Genomic DNA, 17,987 nt, shown 5'->3' with positions numbered 1-17,987 from the left:
CATGCAAACACCAAAAATCAACCTGCCCGCTGTACATGCCGAGGTCTGCGCGGTCTTTGAACGCTATGAAAAGGCGCTGGTAGAAAACGACGTCGACGTTCTCGATGAATTGTTTTGGAACTCGGAATACACCTTGCGCTACGGTGTGGCAGAAAATCTCTATGGATATTCAGAAATTGCCAAGTTTCGGGCCAGTCGTCCTGGTCAATCGTTGCAGCGACGTCTGGTAAATACCGTCATTACTACTTATGGAGAGGATTTTGCTACCGCCAACACCGAGTTTTTGCGCGATACTGTCCATGGGCGGCAAAGTCAGACCTGGATGCGAACCCCGGAAGGGTGGCGAGTCGTTGCTGCACATGTGAGTCTGATGCCCAAGCCGCAATGATTATCATCGCGACCACCCCCACAGTCCCGCAGCGCGGACGCAGTCGCACTTTGGAGCGAAGGTGATACTGTTTACGTGGGCCGGGAGGTGGAGCGGATGACTCTCGCGACGGAAAGTAGCCGCGGGCTGGTTACGGCTCCCCATGCCTTGGCGGCAGACGTCGGAGCCAGGCTTCTGGCGTGCGGCGCTAACGCCATCGAGGCGGCAATTGCCGTATCCGCTGCCCTGTCGGTGGTCTATCCGCATATGACCGGCCTGGGTGGGGATGCTTTCTGGCTGATCTCCGATGGCCGGGAGTCTTCCGTACGCGGGCTGGCGGCCGCAGGTCAGGCGGGGCGTGCCTATCACGCAGATATCTTTCGTGCGCGTGGCCTATCGCAGATCCCCTTTCGCGGGGCGCTGTCGGCCATGATCGTGCCTGGGATGCTGCGTGGCTGGGAGGCAGCACATTCCTTCTCCGCCGCCACTTGGGGGGGTACGATGGGCTGGAGTGAGCTGCTCACTCCAGCCTACGAACTTGCTGCTGGCGGTTTCCCATTGAGCGGCAATCAAGACCGAACCTTGCGTCACTATCTGTGTGCCCTCGAGGGTGATGTGGAATTCTGTGCGCAATATCTGCCCCAGGGAAGGTTACCGGTGGCCGGGGAAACTTTTCGTCAACCGGCTTTGGCGCGCACATTCGGTCGTCTGCTCGACGAAGGGGTGGGTAGCTTCTACAGTGGAGACTTGGCCGAAGAGATGGTAACCAGCCTGCAGGCCAAGGGCAGTTTGCTGCAGTTGGCAGATTTAGAAAGCTGTCTTGCGGAGTGGGTAACGCCGCTGCAGTTGCCGTTTGCAGGCGGGACGGTCTTCAACCTCCCGCCACCGAGTCAGGGCATGGCTTCGCTGATGATTGCCGGCATCATGGAGCGGCTGGGGTTGGCAGATGCGGATCCCCTCGGCGCAGAATTGGTGCATGGTGCCGTTGCGGCAACAAGGCGGGTATTTCCTTGGCGGGATCGCGTCGTCCACGACCCACGACGCGCATCCAATCATTCCCTCAACGATCTGCTGTTTGGGGAATTTCTCGATCAGCAAGCGGACGAGATTCGCTCCGAAATGGTCGGGGTGGCGAATCGTTGGCAATCTGCGCTAGGCGATACGACTTGGTTTGCCGTTGCCGACGGTGCGGGACGGGTAGTGAGTGTTATCCAGAGTTTGTACCACGAGTTCGGCAGTGGGGTCGTGGCGGGCTCCTCCGGCGTACTGTGGAACAATCGAGGATGTGCCTTTACCTTGGAACCCAAGGATCCACGCGGCTTGCTACCGGGAATGCGGCCCTTCCACACCCTCAACCCAGCACTTTTTGGACGCGACGGAGCCATACAGATGGCCTATGGCAGCATGGGTGGGGACGGACAGCCACAAACCCAGGCGGCGTTGCTCTTTCGCCATCTGTGTCATGGTCTGGATCCAGCAACAGCGGTGGATGCGCCGCGTTGGCTGTTGGGCCGTACCTGGGGTGACCCAGTCACCGCTCTGCGCCTGGAATCGCGCTATGAGCAACGGGTCAGAGAGCGTCTGGAGCGTTGGGGACACACCCTGCAGGTCGTACCGGCGTATAGCGATTTGATGGGACATGCAGGTATCCTGCGCGCCCTGCCCAACGGCAACTGGATTGGAGCCAGCGATCCACGCAGCGATGGTGGCGTCGCTGGGCCTGACTCAAGCTAATTCCTCTTTTGCGATCTGCATGTTCTCCATCTCCTGAATTACCAGATTGGAGAATTGGGCTGCTGCAACGGATAATCCGCGGTTGCGCAGTTGCGCGCAGATGATGGGTACCGGGCGAAATTCGCGGGCGTTGATCGGTCGATAGACAAGAGAGTGTTTATCTGCCGGCTGTTGTTCGCCGGTGTACAGCATAAAGCCAATTTGATCACTGTCCTGGAGAAGGCCGCGCATCACCTCATAGGAGTTGGTTTCCGCACCGATTTTAACGTCCCGCCCCAGGGGGCGCAGAGCAGCGTCCAGCATCTCCCGGGTCGTCAACCCCGTAGACGGGAGCAGGAGCGGATATTGCAGGCAGTCACTTAGGCGTAGCACAGGCGAGCTGGACAAGGGGTGATCCTTGTCCATGACGGCGAGAAGCGACTGGTTTACCACGGCGAGATCAAAAACGTCAGGGTGCTTGGGCGGTGCGATGATAATGGCAAGATCGACATCAAAACTCAGCAGATATTGCAACGCCAGTCCGTGCCGCGCGACCTTGATGACAAAAGAGATGCCGGGATGCTGCTCGCGAAATTTCCGTACGAGGCTAGGGGTGAAATTGCTGGCCAGAGCGGGGCTGACAGCAATTGCAACCTGCCCCTGTTGCATGCCTTGCAAGCGATCGATTTCTGACTGGACACGCTGACTCTCGGCAATGTGACGCCGGATGTAGTTGACGTAAATTTCTCCTGCCGAAGTCAGCCGCATGCCGCGCGCGTGGCGCTCAAAGATCCTTGTGCCGAGTTCCTCTTCCAGGTCTTGTAGGCGACGATCCAAGGCAGACGCTGTCACGTAGAGCTTTTCCGCAGCCCGCCGCACGGATCCCTCGCGGACGATCGCATCAATATATTGGAATAGGCGCAAATGACGCATGGAACCTCCGTCCACTAATTTGCAACGCAATTCATGAAAAGTACCAGCTTATTGGATACCTGGCTAGCCGCTATGCAGAGCTGGCGTAAAGGTCCTCTGCTGTATGGAAAGATGGCAAGCTCACGGTCACCATGCCGCGCCTGGCGAGCTCGCAGCCGATTCGGTAGCGTTGCGGAAAACTCAACATATAGTAAATAAATTAGCGATTTAATAGATCGATATAATCCTGCACTATTTTGGCTCGACGCCATTCGTTTAAGGATTTGAAGAGAGTCACACGCCATGCATCGTGAACCATTATAGTGCAGATCGTGATCCATACGCCGCATCAACTGGCTACCGGGCTGAAATCGCCTTGGCATATTCCTTGCTGTGAATATGGTTAAGAAGGCCGCTGCTACATCAACAGGAGATTGCTATGAGTGCAGTTAGAAACAACCAGATCAGATCGGCTCTTTTCGCCGCCGTCGCGGCAATGGCCTGCGGGGCTCCGCTGGCGACGCACGCAGCGGATGCAGATAAATCGTCCGCGAATAAGGTCTATAAGATCGAGAAAATAAAAAAGAATCTTTTGCGCATGGTTGACAAGGCCGCTCTGACGCATGTCAAACCGGTATATGGGGCAGAGACTGCTCTGATCCCCAAAGAGTTCATCAAGGGCCAAGAGTCCACTCAGAATGCCTCAACGATTCTGAGTTTTGTGCCGGGAATCAACGCCACCAGTACCAATCCTATCGGTGTCAAAACGCATATCTCCGTGCGCGGATTCTCGCAAACACAGGTGGGCTACACCTTCGATGATTTGCCTATTGCCGATTTGTTCAATGGTGGTCTGTCTGGCGGTAACAACAACTATGCAGACCTGACCAATCTCGTTCCCATCACTCTTGGAGAAACCTCGGGCATTCGCGTTACCTATGGCACTCCTGCGCCTGATATCAATTCGGTGGGGGCAATCGGCGGCAACATTGACTATCTGCCGCGTATGCCTGGTAAGGAGATGTACGCTACCGTTTTCGGCGGCTATGGTTCCTTCGCAACGCTGAATTATGGAGTCGAAGCAAATACCGGAGAAAATGCAGGATATGGAAACCTATTTGCGCGTTTCTCATCGCGGCAGACCGATGGCTATCTTCAGGGAGCCCACGACCGGCAGTATTCCTATTATGCAGCCTATGATTTGCCGGAAATCTCACCCACATCAAAATGGTCGCTGATCTTCCTTTTGAATAAAAATCAGGGGGCAACTCCAGCGCGAATGCCAACGGCGGTGCTCGACCAATATGGGCGATATTACCAATGGCCGAGCAATTTTACTTATTCCAACAGCAAGACGGAACACATGATGGCCGTGTTGCAGAACAAGACCTTGCTTTCCGAAGATACCGTTCTTGGCGTAAAGGCATTCTATGCCTACTCGAATTCCGATCGACTGGAGTATGTCGATCCCAGTTCCAATTCGCCTTACAACAGTTTTGTTACCTTTTATCTCAACCCGCCGATGACGGTGTGCCAGTATTCCGGGAATGACTTCATGGGTAACGATTCCGCTGCTTGCCAGGCACAAACCATCAATGGCGACAACTACCACAGCTATACGTATCAGACAAATACCTTTGGTTTGAACCCATCGGTGCATTGGTTTCAGCACTATGTTGATTTGAAGGCGGGTGGCTTGGCCATGGTGTCCACCTATGACTCTCAGGATTTTGTGTATGGCAGTCCAGATGTCCCGAAGATTTCTGGGTACAATGACCTATGGGACGAGCACGGCTGGCGTATGTACAGCAAAGTGTATGCCCAAGCCAAGATCAAACCCGTTTCCTCGGTAGCGATCACGCCCGGGCTGAAGTATGAGACGATGTATACTCATCTCAATGACGTACCCGGATACTACTATTCCGTTGGTGCCAATAGCGGGCGAAGCTATAGCGAACTCAGTCCCTACGTGGGAATTGAATATCAACCGATACCCTCGGTGAAGCTATTCGCGGATTACGCGGTGGGTTACAAATATCCGAACATCACTGCATTTTATTCGGCGGATAGCAACGCGACGACCACCAGTCCATCGACTCCGGTAACCATCAAGCCGGAGCGGGTAAATACCTACCAGTTTGGTGCGCAGTATCATCATGGACCAGTCGATGTGAGTCTTTCATTCTACCGATCCGATTTCGTGCATACCTTTAGTTCGTATTACGATACTACCACCGGCCTGACCTATGAATATAACATTGGTTCTTCGCAATATCAGGGAATCAATCTTGCCACCCAAATTGCTCTCGATCGATATCTTTCCTTGTATGGGAATTATTCCTTGCAAAATGCCGAGTACACTAGCAATTCTTCCAGTCAGTATGGTGTGGCAACCAGTATAGGTCAGCCTCGTCCAAACACCCCAACGTATCTTGCGGGCCTGGGTATTTTGGCTCACTATGAGGGTACCAAAGGGCGTTTATACGCGAACTTGGTGGGCCCCCAATACATCGAGGCCAGCACTGGCGCGCCTACCAGTCTGAGTATGCCAGCCTACGCGACCATGAGCTTCAATTTATCCCACGAATTTCCCGTACACGAAGACGGTATTGATGACATCACCCTCAGCTTGACGGGGGTGAACCTGCTGAATTCCGATGCCTATGTCATGGAAAAACAGTTCGCTTACGTCAATGGTTACAGCGGCAACTATCTGGAGGCAGAGCCAATGATGCCGCGCTCATTTTTCGGGACGGTTCAAGTGCGCTTCTAGTAAGACTCTTCCGCGACTCCGCCCAGGTGGTGATGATCGCCTCTCGGGCGGACGAGAACATCGAAGTCTCCTGATGGTCTGCACCTGCGCGCCGCATGATGCAGTACCCAGCAGCTAGCCGTAATGTTTTTGAAGAAGCTCAGGCGGAATAAAAACGCAGATCCGGTCTAGTCTATGCCAGCGACTCCAAGATGCTCCTCAGCGTCTTTTCCATTTGCGCAAGGTGTTCAGGCTCCAGAACCAACGGCGGAGACAGAGCAATCGTGTCGCCTGTTACGCGAATCAGCAAACCCGCAGCAAACGCAGCCGTCAGTGCGGCATGGCCACGTTCTCCGGGTTTTCCGGGAATGGGTTCCAATTCTATGGCGGCCATCAGACCGAGATTGCGGATATCCACTACATGCGCAAGGCCGGCTAGACTGTGAATCATCTCCTCGAAGGCCGGCGCGACTTCCGCGGCCCGCGAAAAAAGGGCTTCGCGTTCGTAAATATCCAGGGCCGCAAGACCTGCCGCACACGCGAGCGGGTGGCCTGAGTAAGTGTAGCCGTGAAAGAACTCGATTTGTTCCTCTGGCCCCGTCATTAAAGTTTCGTGAACGGTATCGCTGACAAATACCGCCCCCATAGGGACTGCCGCATTTGTGAGGCCCTTGGCAGTTGTGAAGATGTCAGGAAGCACATCAAAAAATTGACTTGCAAATGGAGTTCCGAGACGGCCAAAGCCGGTAATGACCTCATCAAAGATCAGTAAAATACCGTGTGCGGAGCAAATTTCTCGCAGCCGTTGGAGGTAGCCCTCGGGCGGGATAATGACACCAGCGGAGCCTGCCACTGGTTCGACGATGACCGCTGCGATGCGGCCCGCACCATGCTGATCAATCAGCGTTTCCAAGGCTTCGGCTGGTTCCACCGCATAAGGCGGTAGTCCACGGCAGAAACGATGCCGTTTCTGATCCAGGGTATGCGGTAGATGGTCTACCTGAAGCAGATTGCCAAAGGCACGGCGATTGTTGGGTAGCCCGCCCACCGATATTCCACCGAACCCCACGCCATGATAGCCCTTCTCCCGGCCAATCAGTAGAGTCCGAGCAGTATCCCCCTTGGCATGATGATAGGCAAGGGCGAATTTGAGCGCAGTATCAACAGACTCTGACCCAGAGTTAGTGAAAAAGACATGGTCCAGACCCGTCGGGCTGTGTTGCGTCAGACGTTGGGCAAACTGGAAGGGAAGGGGGTGCCCCATCTGAAAGGTCGGGGCAAAATCCAGATCCGCACTTTGTTTGCTAATGGCTTGCTGAATCTCGGCTCGACAGTGACCAGCGTTTACACACCAGAGCCCGGAAGTCGCGTCCAGAATCTTTCGTCCCTCAGTATCCCAATAGAACATCCCTTCGGCGCGTTCCAAAAGGCGGGGAGCGGCCTTGAAACGGCGATTGGCGGTGAATGGCATCCAGAATGCGTCGAGCGGCATTTCTTTGGGCATTAGTGCTTCCCTAATGTGAAAAATGCAGGAACAAAAGCAATCCTCATGCCTCAGTATTCCAAAAACTGTTTTCCGAGTAGTCCAGAAAATGCCCCAACGTGGGGACCCAAAATAGTGCGATAGCATCATTATCGTGCATTATCAGCTGAAATCCTGTGTAAAAAAGTGCACGCTACCCATAGTGTTGCGCAACGGTAACTCTGGTAAGGAAAACTCTTGCACTATTTCGGATGGGAGTTTTCTGAAGATTGCTCGGTCGGACGACGTTACGCTCTATGGCACGAAGCTTGCATTTGCAGTGGCAAAAACACCTACGGTATTTTAGCGCAAGGAAAGTTCATGAGTAGAATCGTTAAAGTGGCTTTGGTGCAGGCGCCGCAGTCCGCAGGCGCAGCAGAGATGACTCCGCAAGCCATCAAGGTAGAGATGATTGGCCGTCACTTGCGGCATATCGAAAATGCTGCCGCGCAAGGTGTGCAGATACTTAGTATGCAGGAGCTCTTTTATGGTCCTTATTTCTGTCCCAGTCAGGATATCCGCTGGTATGGGTTGACCGAACCGGTACCGGAGGGAGAAACGATTAAACTGATGCAGGAGTATGCCAAAAAATATTCCATGGTATTGATTGTTCCCGTCTATGAAGGGGAGATGGCCGGCGTCTATTATAATACTGCCGCTGTTATCGATGCAGATGGTCGCTATCTGGGGAAATATCGTAAGACACATATTCCCCAAGTACAAGGATTCTGGGAAAAATTCTTTTTTCGTCCTGGCAACTTAGGATATCCGGTATTCCAGACGGCGTATGCCCAAGTAGGTGTCTATATTTGCTACGATCGTCATTTCCCGGAAGGGGCGCGGGCTTTGGGGCTGCACGGTGCCGAAATTGTCTTCAACCCCTCTGCTACCGTAGCCGGACTCTCGGAATATCTCTGGAAGCTGGAGCAACCAGCTCATGCAGCAGCGAATGGGTATTTTGTCGGTGCTATAAACCGTGTCGGCACGGAAGGGCCATGGAACATTGGTGAATTTTACGGGCAAAGTTATTTTGCCAATCCCCGCGGCCAGATTATTGCCCAAGCGAGTCGGGACCAAGAGGAAGTTCTGGTGGCCGACCTGGATCTGGAGCAAATTGCCGAAGTACGTGATCTTTGGCAGTTTTATCGGGACCGACGCCCGGACTTGTATGGGCCGCTATGCCAACCATGAGGGTTTTCTGATGGAGCGGCATGCCTTGACCGAGGAGGCGGTAGCCAATCGCTTTCGGGGTATGGAAACGCGGCTGGCAGATGTCGATGCAGTTGTGGAGGCAGAACGCTGCTTTACCTGTTACGACGCTCCCTGCACCGACGCCTGCCCGGCAGCGATCGATATCCCCGCCTTTATTCGTGCCTTGGCCGTTGGCCAGCCCGCACGAGCCGCTTCCCTCATCCTTCGCGAAAATCCCTTGGGCATGAGTTGTGCCCGTGTCTGCCCGGTGGAAGCCTTGTGTGAGGCATCCTGCGTGCGTGTTTCTGATGCCGGGGGTGCCGTGCGCATCGGTCTTTTGCAGCGGTTAGCCATGGAGCACGCGCGTCCTGGAGCCACGGCGCCAGTATCGGCCGGTAGCTTTCGCGTCGCCATCATTGGTGCAGGACCGGCGGGTATGACCGTCGCACGCTTGCTGGCTGAGGAAGGGGCACAGGTCACCCTGTTGGATGGCGATAGTCGGCCGGGGGGGCTCAATGAAACGGGGATCGCTGCCTACAAAATGCTCGATGATGCGGCGCAGAAGGAGGCGGCGTGGCTCTTACGGCATCCATGCATCGAGATTCGTTTGCAGACCGTCTTGGGTCGGGATGTCACACTTGCATCCTTACGCGAGCAGTACCACGCGGTTGTTCTGGCGCTGGGCCTCGCCGCCCAACGTCGACTGCAGATCCCTGGTGAGGAGCTGCCAGGGGTTCTGCCTGCCGTTCCTTTCATCGCCGCACTGCGGCGGGGCGAGACCGTGCCGGTCGGTCGGGAAGTGGTGGTAATTGGTGGTGGTATGACCGCGATCGATATCGCTATTCAGATTCGCCTGCTGGGCGCTGGCATCGTCCACATCTGCTATCGACGGGGCATTGAAGACATGGTGGCGAGCGAGCACGAGCGCCAATTGGCGCGAGATCAAGGGGTGCTGATTCATGCAGGATTGCGGCCAGTGGAGATCCGGGAAGCCGTGGGTGGCGGCATGGAGCTGTTGATGGATTTCTGGCACAAAGAGGCGGGGAAGTGGGTCCCCTCGGGAAAGTCGGTGACTTGCTTCGCCGATCAGATCTTTACAGCGATTGGACAGACGCTGGATCAAAGTGCTTGGGTGGATGACCCAAAGTTGATGTCAGTGGCGCTCGATGCTCAGGGCAAGATTGCTGTCGATGCGCTAGGGCGCACCAATCTACCCTTTGTCTATGCGGCAGGGGATTGTGCCGGCCGCAGCCCGGATCTTACCGTGCATGCGGTTGCCGATGCCAAGCGCGTCGCCAGCGCCATTCTCGCTGATCTGAAATCTGAGGTCGCTTGATGGCATCTTTGCACAATACCTTTGTTGGCATTTCCTCGCCCAATCCTTTTTGGCTTGCCTCGGCGCCGCCCACCGATCGCGAAGTGAATGTCGAACGGGCGTTTGCGGCCGGCTGGGGTGGGGTAGTCTGGAAAACCTTGGGGATCGATCCACCAGTCGTCAACGTCAATGGTCCCCGGTATGGCTTCTGGCGTGGTGACAATCAGCGGGTGCAGGGCTTCAACAATATCGAGCTGATCAGTGACCGACCCATCGGCACAAACCTGGAAGAAATTGCCCGTATCAAATCGCGTTGGCCCGACCGCGCGGTCGTGGTTTCGGTGATGTTTCCCCTAGAAGAAGAGCAGTGGGCCCGCTGGTTGCCGGAAATTGCTGCTACCGGGGCCGACGGCATCGAACTGAACCTGGGTTGCCCTCATGGAATGTCGGAGCGCGGTATGGGCGCGGCCATGGGGCAGGCGCCACAGCTGGTGGAGGCAGTCACCCGCATGGCCAAGGCGCATACCCGTTTGCCCGTGATTGTAAAATTGACTCCCAATGTCACAGATATCACCTGGAGCGCGGTCGCGGCCAAGGCCGGCGGCGCCGACGCAGTGTCCCTGATCAACACCGTCAATTCCTTGATCAGTGTGGACCTGGATACCATGGCCCCGGTGCCCAGCATTGATGGTAAAGGCACGCACGGAGGCTATTGCGGCCCCGCAGTCAAACCCATTGCGTTGCACATGCTTGCAGAAATCGGTCGGCATCCGACTCTCGCCGGACTGCCGGTTTCCGGTATTGGCGGGGTGACCAGTTGGCGCGATGCCGCCGAGTTTCTGGCCTTGGGTGCGGGCAATGTGCAGGTCTGCACCGCCGCCATGCTCTATGGATTTCGCATCATCGAGGATCTTGCCGAGGGTCTGGAGATGTGGATGGACGAGAAAGGCTACGCAACATTGGCAGATCTGCAAGGCAGGGCCCTGCCCAACGTCTGCGACTGGAACTGCCTGAATCTGAATTACGTGACCAAGGCGGAGATTGACGCGAATCGTTGTATTGGCTGCGGACGCTGTTTCATTGCCTGTGAGGACACCTCGCACCAAGCCATTGAGAAAGTATCCGCGACCGGGCTGTACCAAGTGAAGGCCGCGGATTGTGTGGGTTGTAACCTGTGTGTAGCGGTATGTCCTGTGCCCGATTGCATAAGTATGGCGCCAATGCGCGAGGGTACGGACCCGCGAACGGGGCAAGTCATCAATTCTATTCCCCGCAGCTGGCGAGAACATCCAGCGAATCCTCTGGCGCTTTGTCACGCGATGGAACGAGAGAAGGAGTAGCCCATGTCACTCTTGATCAAGCACGGTACGGTCATCAATGCTGATCAAAGCTATGCGGCTGATGTCCTTTGTGAGGACGGAAAGATCGTCGCATTGGAACCGGGCATTTCTGCCAGCGGGATAGACACCGTGATCGATGCCCGCAATTGCCTGGTGATGCCCGGCGGCATCGATCCGCATACCCACATGCAACTACCGTTCATGGGCACGGTGGCGAGTGAGGATTTCTACTCGGGCACCGCTGCCGCGCTTGCCGGTGGCACGACGATGATCATCGATTTTGTGATCCCCAGCCCTGGGGAGCGTCTCTTGGACGCCTATCACAAATGGCGCCAGTGGGCCGAAAAGAGCTGTTGCGATTATTCCTTCCATGTCGCCGTGACTTGGTGGGATGAATCGGTCCATGACGACATGGGCACTTTGGTGCGCGACTGGGGGGTGAACAGCTTCAAGCACTTTATGGCATACAAAGGGGCCATCATGGCAGACGATGGAGTGCTCACCCAAAGTTTTCCGCGTGCCCTGGAGTTGGGAGCGTTGCCTACCGTTCATGCCGAGAACGGGGAGCTGGTGGACTATCTGCAGAAACTGCTACAAAAGAAGGGGATATTGGGCCCCGAGGGTCATCCGCAATCACGTCCCCCAAAGGTAGAGGGTGAGGCTGCACAGCGGGTCATCCAGATTGCCGGAATTCTCGGCGTGCCATTATACCTCGTGCACAATTCTGCTATCGAGTCGGTTGACGCTATTGCGGCAGCGCGGCGACAGGGCCAACGCGTCTTCGGGGAATGCCTCACCCAGCACCTTCTCATCGATGAATCAGTGTATTACGACAAAGACTGGAATCGCGCTGCCGCGCACGTCATGAGTCCGCCCTTTCGCCCCAAGGCCCATCAGGAAGCCCTTTGGGATGCGTTGTCGGGAGGCGTGTTGCAAACCACAGCAACGGATCATTGCTGCTTTTGTGGTGAGCAGAAAGAGATGGGACGTGAAAACTTTGCCAAGATTCCCAACGGTACCGCTGGAGTGGAAGATCGCATGGCCGTCCTCTGGCATCACGGGGTGAATATGGGCCGTTTGACGGCCAATGAGTTCGTCGCCCTAACCTCTACCAATGCCGCGCGGATCTTCAATATCTATCCCAGAAAAGGGGTCATTCGGGTGGGCGCCGATGCTGACCTGGTGGTCTGGGATCCTGCGCTGGTGCGTACCATTCGTGCGGAAACCCAACATCAACGGGTGGACTTTAATGTATTTGAGGGGATGGAGATCACGGGTGCTCCGGCGTACACCGTTAGCAACGGACGAATAGCTTATGCCGACGGGAAGATCCTGGCGGCAGTCGGTTCCGGTGCCTACGTAAATCGTCCAGCATTTCCAGCGTATATCCAGGCGCAAGTTCGGCAAAATGGTCGGCATCCCCTGAGATCCGTGCCACGTTCCGCTGGCAACGGTGCGGATGGAAGGCTTTGATCATGCGCTCCATCTCGCCAGAGAGCCCTAGTTTCCGCATCGCCGTTCCGGAGGGTGTAGAGCTGAGGCAATTATGCGCTGAGGCGGAGCAAACTCCCTTATACAACGAGGATCTTGCGCCGATCCCGCGGGCACGGCGCAGTTGGGGTGCCTGGAATTATACGGCCCTATGGGTCAGCATGTCGGCGGCGCTGACTAACTACACCCTGGCTTCTGGTCTGATGGCGGCGGGCATGTTGTGGTGGCAGGCGCTGTTGACCATCACCCTTGGCAATCTGATCGTCCTGATACCCATGTTGCTCAATGCCTGGGTGGGGGTGCGCTTTGGCATCCCCTTCCCGGTTTTTGTGCGTGCTGCCTTTGGCACCGAGGGCGCTAAGGTGGCGGCTATGGCCCGGGGCTTGGTGGGTTGTGGCTGGTTTGGTATCCAGACCTGGCTTGGTGGTTTGGCGCTATCGGCTTTGCTGTCACACTTCTGGACCGCGTGGATGGGGATCGCGGGCCATGAATTTTTCGCCTTTGGTGCATTCTGGCTCGTACAGATGGCTATCGTTTCCCGCGGAATGGGGGCTATCAAGCGCTTTGAAAGTGCTGCTGCACCCATCCTGCTGCTGCTGTTGCTGACGCTGATGATCTGGGCGCTCAGTGTAGGGCCAGGATTTCTCGCAACCCTGCGGGCCTCGACACAACTGACGGCATCTTCTTCTTACACGTTTTGGGAGCTATTTTGGCCAGGCCTTGCAGCCAATGTCGGAAACTGGGCGACCCTGAGTCTCAATATTCCTGATTTTACCCGGTATGCCAAATCGCAGCGGGCGCAACTGATTGGTCAGTCCATTGGACTGCCCCTCGGTATGATGGGCACGAGCTTTGTGGGACTGTTTGTCACGGCGGCCGCCTTGGAGGTTTTTCACAAGACCTTGTGGAATCCGATTGAGCTGATCCCGTACCTTACCGATAACGGCTTCCTCCTGCTTCTCGCTCTCGGAGTCATCCTACTGGCACAGACAAGCATCAATATGGGGGCTAATGTCGTCTCTCCATCCAATGACTTTTCCAATCTTGCGCCACGATGGATCAGTTTTCGCCTTGGTGGCTTACTTACCGGTATCGTGGGGATCCTGATGTGCCCTTGGCTTTTGATGGAGCATGCAGGCGCTTACATTTTCACCTGGCTGGCTGGATATGGCAGTTTATTGGGAGCGATCGCTGGAGTAATGATTGCGGACTATTGGGTCTGGCGCCGACAAGATCTGTCCTTAATCGATCTGTATCGCGTGTCGGGGCGTTACGGGCGATGGAATTGGCCGGCCTTTGTCGCCATGGCCCTGGCCATCGTTCCCCTGATCCCTGGATTCCTGACGGCGGCCGTGTCTCCGGGGGGCATCGTCAAGCATCCTGATTTTCTCGATCGAATCTATACCTACGGCTGGCTCTGGACCTTTGCGGTCGCCGGCGTTGGCTATCTCCTCCTGCAATTGCTGCGCCGTCGTCAGGCACTGCGGAGCCAATATGCCTGACCCGGTAGTCGATCCCGCGAATTCATCTCCAGCCAAGGTAGAGAGTCTGGGGGTAGCGCCAGTGCCAGAATCATCCCGCAACATGGGTCCGGGTATGCTGTTTCTGATCTGGGCACTCGCCTCTGCCTCGGCAACCACACCGGTCATTGGCTTGTTGCTCAAAGATGTGGGACTGGCCAATTTCGTGTGGCTGGTCGTTCTTGCAACCCTGATCGGGTTTTTGCCCGGCCTACTACTCGCCCATATGGGTCGTCAATTGCCCATTATCTCCATGGTCATGGCGCGCCGTACCTTTGGGGTTGGCGGAGCCACCGTGCTGGCCCTGCTCTACACGGTGGTAGGAGCGGGATGGTTTGGTTTGAACACCGATGTTGGTGGCAGCATCCTGAATAGTCTGTTCCCCGGATTTGGACTGACTTGGTACTGGTTACTGGGAGCGGCGCAAATTGCTTTGGTATTCTTCGGAATGGAGTTGTTGGAAAAATTTTATAAATACACCGCAATTCTTTTTTTACTCTGTTACGCAGTTCTGACTTGGTATCTTTTCAGCCGCTACCCCTTGCACCTGCCGATGGCCGAGAGCGCAGTTCCCTGGGGCAAGGATATCGATCTCATCCTGAGTTTCAGTCTGCTCGCTTGGGCTTATGATTTTCCCACAGTTACCCGTTTTTGCTTCCCTTGGTCCCGGCAAGAGTCCTGGTCCCGCAGTCTTGTCTTTGCGTCCATGCCCACTCTTGGGGTCATGACCGCAGTCCTGTTCATGGGTATCCTCGGGCTGGTGGCTCTGGACATGAGCGGGGAATGGAATATCGCCCTGCTGGGCAAGCAGTTGCCGGTCTGGGGAGAAATCTCGGCGGTCGGGGTGATTCTGGCCATCGCCCACACCAACGCCATGAACCTCTATCCCGCAGTAACCAAATTCCTGGCAGTTATCAACGTGGCCAATAAACGCACGTCGCGCTGGTTACAGCCCGGCGTGGTATTGGGTTTGGGGGGCTTTTCCACCTTTTTGGCGATCGTCGGCATATTGCAGTTTGTCGAGAGTTTTTTGAATTTGCTGGGTGAACTGCTTTTCCCCTTCACCTTCATTCTGTTGGTGGATTGGTTCCTTGGACGCTACTATCAAGATTCACCCAGCCGTTTCTTTCCCGGCAATCCGGATTCTCCCCGCCTTTGGTCATGGTCGGCAAGTTGGGCGGTGGCGATGCTGCTGGTGGCGATTGGGATGGATCAGCTGGAATCCTGGCTACCCATCGCGCTGACGAGGTATCTCCCATGGCAGGTGGCGTCGGCATTGTTTGCCGCGATGCTGTATGGGTTTGGTTTGATCTGGGCTGAAAGGCGTTGGACCTGGAGAGCGGCATGATGGATGCTGGAAAGTTTTCTAACCTGAGTGACGAGCTGTTGCAGGAGCTCCGCTGTGCTGCAGCCGACGCGTTACAACGATCTTGGTCGCCTTACTCCCGCTATCCGGTGGGTGCCGCTTTGCTGACCGTCTCCGGTCGAATCGTAAGCGGCTGCAATGTAGAAAATGCCGCCTATCCTTCCGGCCTCTGCGCCGAGGCTTCCGCCATTGCGCGTCTCGTGTCTGCCCATGGTGCTGAGCCTCTGGTCGCCGTCTATGTCATCTGCCAGGGCGAAGAGCCCGCCTGGCCTTGTGGGAGCTGTCGACAACGTCTCCATGAATTTGCCCACCCTGATTTGCGGGCGTATGTCTCGACCTGGGAGGGTGCCGTCCAGAGTTTGGCCTTCACCGATCTGTTTCCGCAGAGTTTTGGACCGCAAAACCTGGGCTTCCATTTGCTAGGGGAATGACCATTGCGTGCTCGCATTCGTGGTTACCTGCCGGAAGACTTTTCTGGCACAGAATACCAATCATCCAGCGATAATTTTCACTGTAGTGAACTGCCGGTCTTTGATTGCGAAGTGCGCGATGCTCGGCCAGATCTGGACTCGCTATCGCCCCAGCAAATGCTGGAACGATCAGGTTTTACGTTACTGACGGGGAGCCGAGTCAACGAAACACATCCGGATTTTCGTGACCTGGCCTTTGCTGACGCTTACGCTGCGGTGCACTCGCTGTTTCCTGAACAGCGCTTTGAACTCTTTGCCAATCCCCAGTACATTACGGTGCGTCGGTCCGGGGAAGGTGAGGTCGTGCCGTGTCTGCACTCTGACTACAGTCTCAGTGCGCAGGAATACTGGCGCACGCTGGCCTGCTTCACTAGCGCGGCGAACGCGGATGACTGGAAACGGGATTTTGCGCGCCCGGACGTACGCTCCTACCGGGTCTTCAATGTCTGGCGGATTCTCCAAAGCGACTATGACGACTTCATGCCTCTGGGACTCATAAGGCGAAGCAGCGTACAGCCCGAGGATATTGTGCTTGGGCGGGAGGACTTGCCCGGTAGCCCCGATGGTCAAGCCAGCACCTTTCTTCGGCTGCGCCATAAGCCAAATCATGACTGGGTGTACTTCCCACGCATGCAGGATCACGAGATGATTGTTTTCCAATCTTTTGCGTTGGAAAAGGGTGGCGACAGCCCCGCCTGGCCCGGATGCTTTCACGCCGCGATCGACAATTCTTCATCGACCTTCACCAAGCCATCGCGGGTGAGTTGTGAATATCGGATCGGTGTGTACCTATCCGACTGATTACGAACCAGTTAGATCTCCAACATTTCAAAGTCGTTTTTGCCAGTTCCGCAATCAGGACAGACCCAGTCTTCTGGAACATCCTCCCAGGCGGTACCGGGTGCCAGCCCATGCTCCAGACTACCCGCCTCCTCGTCATACACAAACCCACAAATCATACAGATCCAGGTTTTCATCGCATTCCTCCTATTGAAATCGTAAGCCCATTTCCCGCAAGCGTCGACGATAGGCTACCGATGCCCGATCGGCGGCAAAATGTGCCTCTGCTGCAGGATCTAGGGGCAGTATCCGGGGCCACTGGCTCTCCACCATCTCCTGGTCTTCGGCAAAGATTTGTGCATTGAAGGCGTAGACCTCATCCAACGGGCCGGTGGTATCAAAATTGCGCGTAAGGGGCACGAAGAGGCGAGTGCTGGTCGCAGTCATGGGGCAAGCCGCATTGAGAATGTTCAATAGGCCATGATCGGGAAAATGTACCGTAAGGCGGGCAGTGAACGGTGGATAGATGGCAAAGGCCCGGCGCCAGAGAAATCCCTCGGGAGCCAAGTGCTGTAACCCTTTGGGGAAATTGCTCACGGTGCTGACATAATCGCTGTAAATTGCGTCGCCGTCAGCGTGAACCTCGTAATTGGGCACCACCGGGTTGTCAGGATCCGCAAAGGCATTGTGGTGGACGAAGGCAAAGTGGGCAACGTCTATGAATCCTTCCACTTGACGTCCGGCTGATCCCTTGATGTCTACAAAAGGCGGAACGATTTGTTGGTGACCGCTTTCCTCCCAGCTTGGCATTGGTGGGATCTTCGGCTCTCCCTGCGGTCGCAGGCAGGTCCAGATCAGCCCGTAACGCTCAACCGCAGGAAAGGACTGAAGACAGAATCGTGATGAGGGAGGCAGCCCAGGTTGTGCGGGGATTTGCGTGCAAGTGCCATCACCGGCAAAGCGCAGGCCATGATAGGCACAGACCAGATGATCATCGCATATGGATCCTTTGCTCAGGGGGACCCCTCGATGGGGACAGCGATCCAGGGCTACCGATACCCCCTCAGCACTGCGCCACAGAACCAGGGGTACATCCAGCAAACGCATGGCAATGGGCTGGGCAGCAAGATCGGCCAAACGCGCCACGGGATACCAGTACCGTGCAAGAATATCCCAATCTTCGTGGGAAAAACTGCGTTGGTCACAGAGGAGTTCTGCGGGCATGGTAGAAGACTTGGACATCTGGGT

15 protein-coding genes are annotated in these 17,987 nt (G+C 55.8%); 11 read left to right on the top strand and 4 right to left on the bottom strand.

Annotated elements, in window-relative coordinates; all coding sequences use genetic code 11:
• The first annotated feature begins 1 nt into the window (after position 1).
• On the top strand, positions 2-388 hold the full coding sequence (hpxZ, locus tag MQE22_RS10535) for an oxalurate catabolism protein HpxZ (RefSeq protein ID WP_215870748.1): 387 nt from the start codon (positions 2-4) through the stop codon (positions 386-388).
• 96 nt (positions 389-484) lie between these two features.
• A complete protein-coding gene (locus MQE22_RS10530; RefSeq protein WP_215870749.1) occupies positions 485-2,101 on the top strand; it encodes a gamma-glutamyltransferase family protein in 1,617 nt (538 codons plus the stop codon).
• Here MQE22_RS10530 and MQE22_RS10525 read toward each other — a convergent pair.
• Positions 2,093-3,013: a LysR family transcriptional regulator gene (locus MQE22_RS10525; protein ID WP_215870750.1), complete on the bottom strand. Its 921-nt coding sequence runs from the start codon at positions 3,011-3,013 to the stop codon at positions 2,093-2,095. The genes MQE22_RS10530 and MQE22_RS10525 overlap by 9 nt on opposite strands.
• Before the next feature lie 418 nt (positions 3,014-3,431).
• Between MQE22_RS10525 and MQE22_RS10520 the strand changes: the two genes are divergently transcribed.
• Positions 3,432-5,765 carry a TonB-dependent receptor gene (locus MQE22_RS10520; RefSeq protein ID WP_226827479.1) on the top strand — a complete coding sequence of 778 codons (2,334 nt, stop codon included), beginning with the start codon at positions 3,432-3,434 and terminating at the stop codon, positions 5,763-5,765.
• Positions 5,766-5,937: 172 nt separating this feature from the next.
• Here the strand turns inward: MQE22_RS10520 and aptA are convergent, their stop codons facing one another.
• A complete protein-coding gene (gene aptA, locus MQE22_RS10515; protein ID WP_226827477.1) occupies positions 5,938-7,248 on the bottom strand; it encodes an omega-aminotransferase AptA in 1,311 nt (436 codons plus the stop codon).
• 216 nt (positions 7,249-7,464) lie between these two features.
• Here aptA and MQE22_RS10510 point away from each other — a divergent pair, with 216 nt between their 5' ends.
• Genes MQE22_RS10510 through MQE22_RS10475 form a run of 8 tightly spaced genes read left to right on the top strand, consistent with a single transcriptional unit; the run spans position 7,465 to position 16,760 of the window.
• Complete coding sequence (locus MQE22_RS10510) at positions 7,465-8,457, top strand: nitrilase-related carbon-nitrogen hydrolase (RefSeq protein ID WP_255789729.1); 993 nt, start codon at positions 7,465-7,467, stop codon at positions 8,455-8,457.
• Positions 8,381-9,793 (top strand): FAD-dependent oxidoreductase, encoded by a 1,413-nt coding sequence (locus MQE22_RS10505; protein WP_215870752.1) that lies wholly within the window; start codon positions 8,381-8,383, stop codon positions 9,791-9,793. The genes MQE22_RS10510 and MQE22_RS10505 overlap by 77 nt, the downstream gene beginning before the upstream one ends.
• On the top strand, positions 9,793-11,112 hold the full coding sequence (gene preA / locus MQE22_RS10500; RefSeq protein ID WP_215870753.1) for an NAD-dependent dihydropyrimidine dehydrogenase subunit PreA: 1,320 nt from the start codon (positions 9,793-9,795) through the stop codon (positions 11,110-11,112). Before MQE22_RS10505 ends, preA begins: the two co-directional genes overlap by 1 nt.
• 3 nt (positions 11,113-11,115) lie before the next feature.
• On the top strand, positions 11,116-12,585 hold the full coding sequence (gene hydA, locus MQE22_RS10495; protein ID WP_215870754.1) for a dihydropyrimidinase: 1,470 nt from the start codon (positions 11,116-11,118) through the stop codon (positions 12,583-12,585).
• Positions 12,586-12,587: 2 nt separating this feature from the next.
• A complete protein-coding gene (locus MQE22_RS10490) occupies positions 12,588-14,105 on the top strand; it encodes an NCS1 family nucleobase:cation symporter-1 (RefSeq protein WP_215870755.1) in 1,518 nt (505 codons plus the stop codon).
• Positions 14,098-15,471 (top strand): purine-cytosine permease family protein, encoded by a 1,374-nt coding sequence (locus MQE22_RS10485; protein ID WP_215870756.1) that lies wholly within the window; start codon positions 14,098-14,100, stop codon positions 15,469-15,471. The genes MQE22_RS10490 and MQE22_RS10485 overlap by 8 nt, the downstream gene beginning before the upstream one ends.
• Positions 15,468-15,920 (top strand): cytidine deaminase, encoded by a 453-nt coding sequence (cdd, locus tag MQE22_RS10480; protein WP_215870757.1) that lies wholly within the window; start codon positions 15,468-15,470, stop codon positions 15,918-15,920. The genes MQE22_RS10485 and cdd overlap by 4 nt, the downstream gene beginning before the upstream one ends.
• A gap of 3 nt (positions 15,921-15,923) precedes the next feature.
• Positions 15,924-16,760 (top strand): CmcJ/NvfI family oxidoreductase, encoded by an 837-nt coding sequence (locus MQE22_RS10475; RefSeq protein WP_215870758.1) that lies wholly within the window; start codon positions 15,924-15,926, stop codon positions 16,758-16,760.
• 11 nt (positions 16,761-16,771) lie between these two features.
• On the opposite strand, the gene MQE22_RS10470 is transcribed toward MQE22_RS10475, so the two are convergent.
• Together MQE22_RS10470 and MQE22_RS10465 are read right to left on the bottom strand one after the other, a co-directional pair.
• On the bottom strand, positions 16,772-16,936 hold the full coding sequence (locus tag MQE22_RS10470) for a rubredoxin (protein WP_215870759.1): 165 nt from the start codon (positions 16,934-16,936) through the stop codon (positions 16,772-16,774).
• 10 nt (positions 16,937-16,946) lie between these two features.
• The gene (locus MQE22_RS10465) at positions 16,947-17,981 is read right to left on the bottom strand and encodes an aromatic ring-hydroxylating dioxygenase subunit alpha (protein ID WP_226827475.1); all 1,035 of its coding nucleotides are present in this window, start codon (positions 17,979-17,981) and stop codon (positions 16,947-16,949) included.
• Between the last annotated feature and the right edge of the window lie 6 nt (positions 17,982-17,987).

Source organism: Acidithiobacillus sp. YTS05 (assembly GCF_024396695.1).
Classification (GTDB): domain Bacteria; phylum Pseudomonadota; class Gammaproteobacteria; order Acidithiobacillales; family Acidithiobacillaceae; genus Igneacidithiobacillus; species Igneacidithiobacillus copahuensis.
The sequence above is the reverse complement of the archived record's forward strand: the minus strand, read 5'-3'. Positions and strand labels throughout refer to the sequence as shown.

What these genes read in the sequence shown, in the direction of transcription:
- hpxZ (WP_215870748.1), top strand. Translation starts at nt 2, where the DNA reads ATGCAAACACCAAAAATCAACCTGCCCGCTGTACATGCCGAGGTCTGC.
- MQE22_RS10530 (WP_215870749.1), top strand. Translation starts at nt 485, where the DNA reads ATGACTCTCGCGACGGAAAGTAGCCGCGGGCTGGTTACGGCTCCCCAT.
- MQE22_RS10525 (WP_215870750.1), bottom strand. Translation starts at nt 3,013, where the DNA reads ATGCGTCATTTGCGCCTATTCCAATATATTGATGCGATCGTCCGCGAG.
- MQE22_RS10520 (WP_226827479.1), top strand. Translation starts at nt 3,432, where the DNA reads ATGAGTGCAGTTAGAAACAACCAGATCAGATCGGCTCTTTTCGCCGCC.
- aptA (WP_226827477.1), bottom strand. Translation starts at nt 7,248, where the DNA reads ATGCCCAAAGAAATGCCGCTCGACGCATTCTGGATGCCATTCACCGCC.
- preA (WP_215870753.1), top strand. Translation starts at nt 9,793, where the DNA reads ATGGCATCTTTGCACAATACCTTTGTTGGCATTTCCTCGCCCAATCCT.
- hydA (WP_215870754.1), top strand. Translation starts at nt 11,116, where the DNA reads ATGTCACTCTTGATCAAGCACGGTACGGTCATCAATGCTGATCAAAGC.
- MQE22_RS10490 (WP_215870755.1), top strand. Translation starts at nt 12,588, where the DNA reads ATGCGCTCCATCTCGCCAGAGAGCCCTAGTTTCCGCATCGCCGTTCCG.
- MQE22_RS10485 (WP_215870756.1), top strand. Translation starts at nt 14,098, where the DNA reads ATGCCTGACCCGGTAGTCGATCCCGCGAATTCATCTCCAGCCAAGGTA.
- cdd (WP_215870757.1), top strand. Translation starts at nt 15,468, where the DNA reads ATGATGGATGCTGGAAAGTTTTCTAACCTGAGTGACGAGCTGTTGCAG.
- MQE22_RS10470 (WP_215870759.1), bottom strand. Translation starts at nt 16,936, where the DNA reads ATGAAAACCTGGATCTGTATGATTTGTGGGTTTGTGTATGACGAGGAG.
- MQE22_RS10465 (WP_226827475.1), bottom strand. Translation starts at nt 17,981, where the DNA reads ATGTCCAAGTCTTCTACCATGCCCGCAGAACTCCTCTGTGACCAACGC.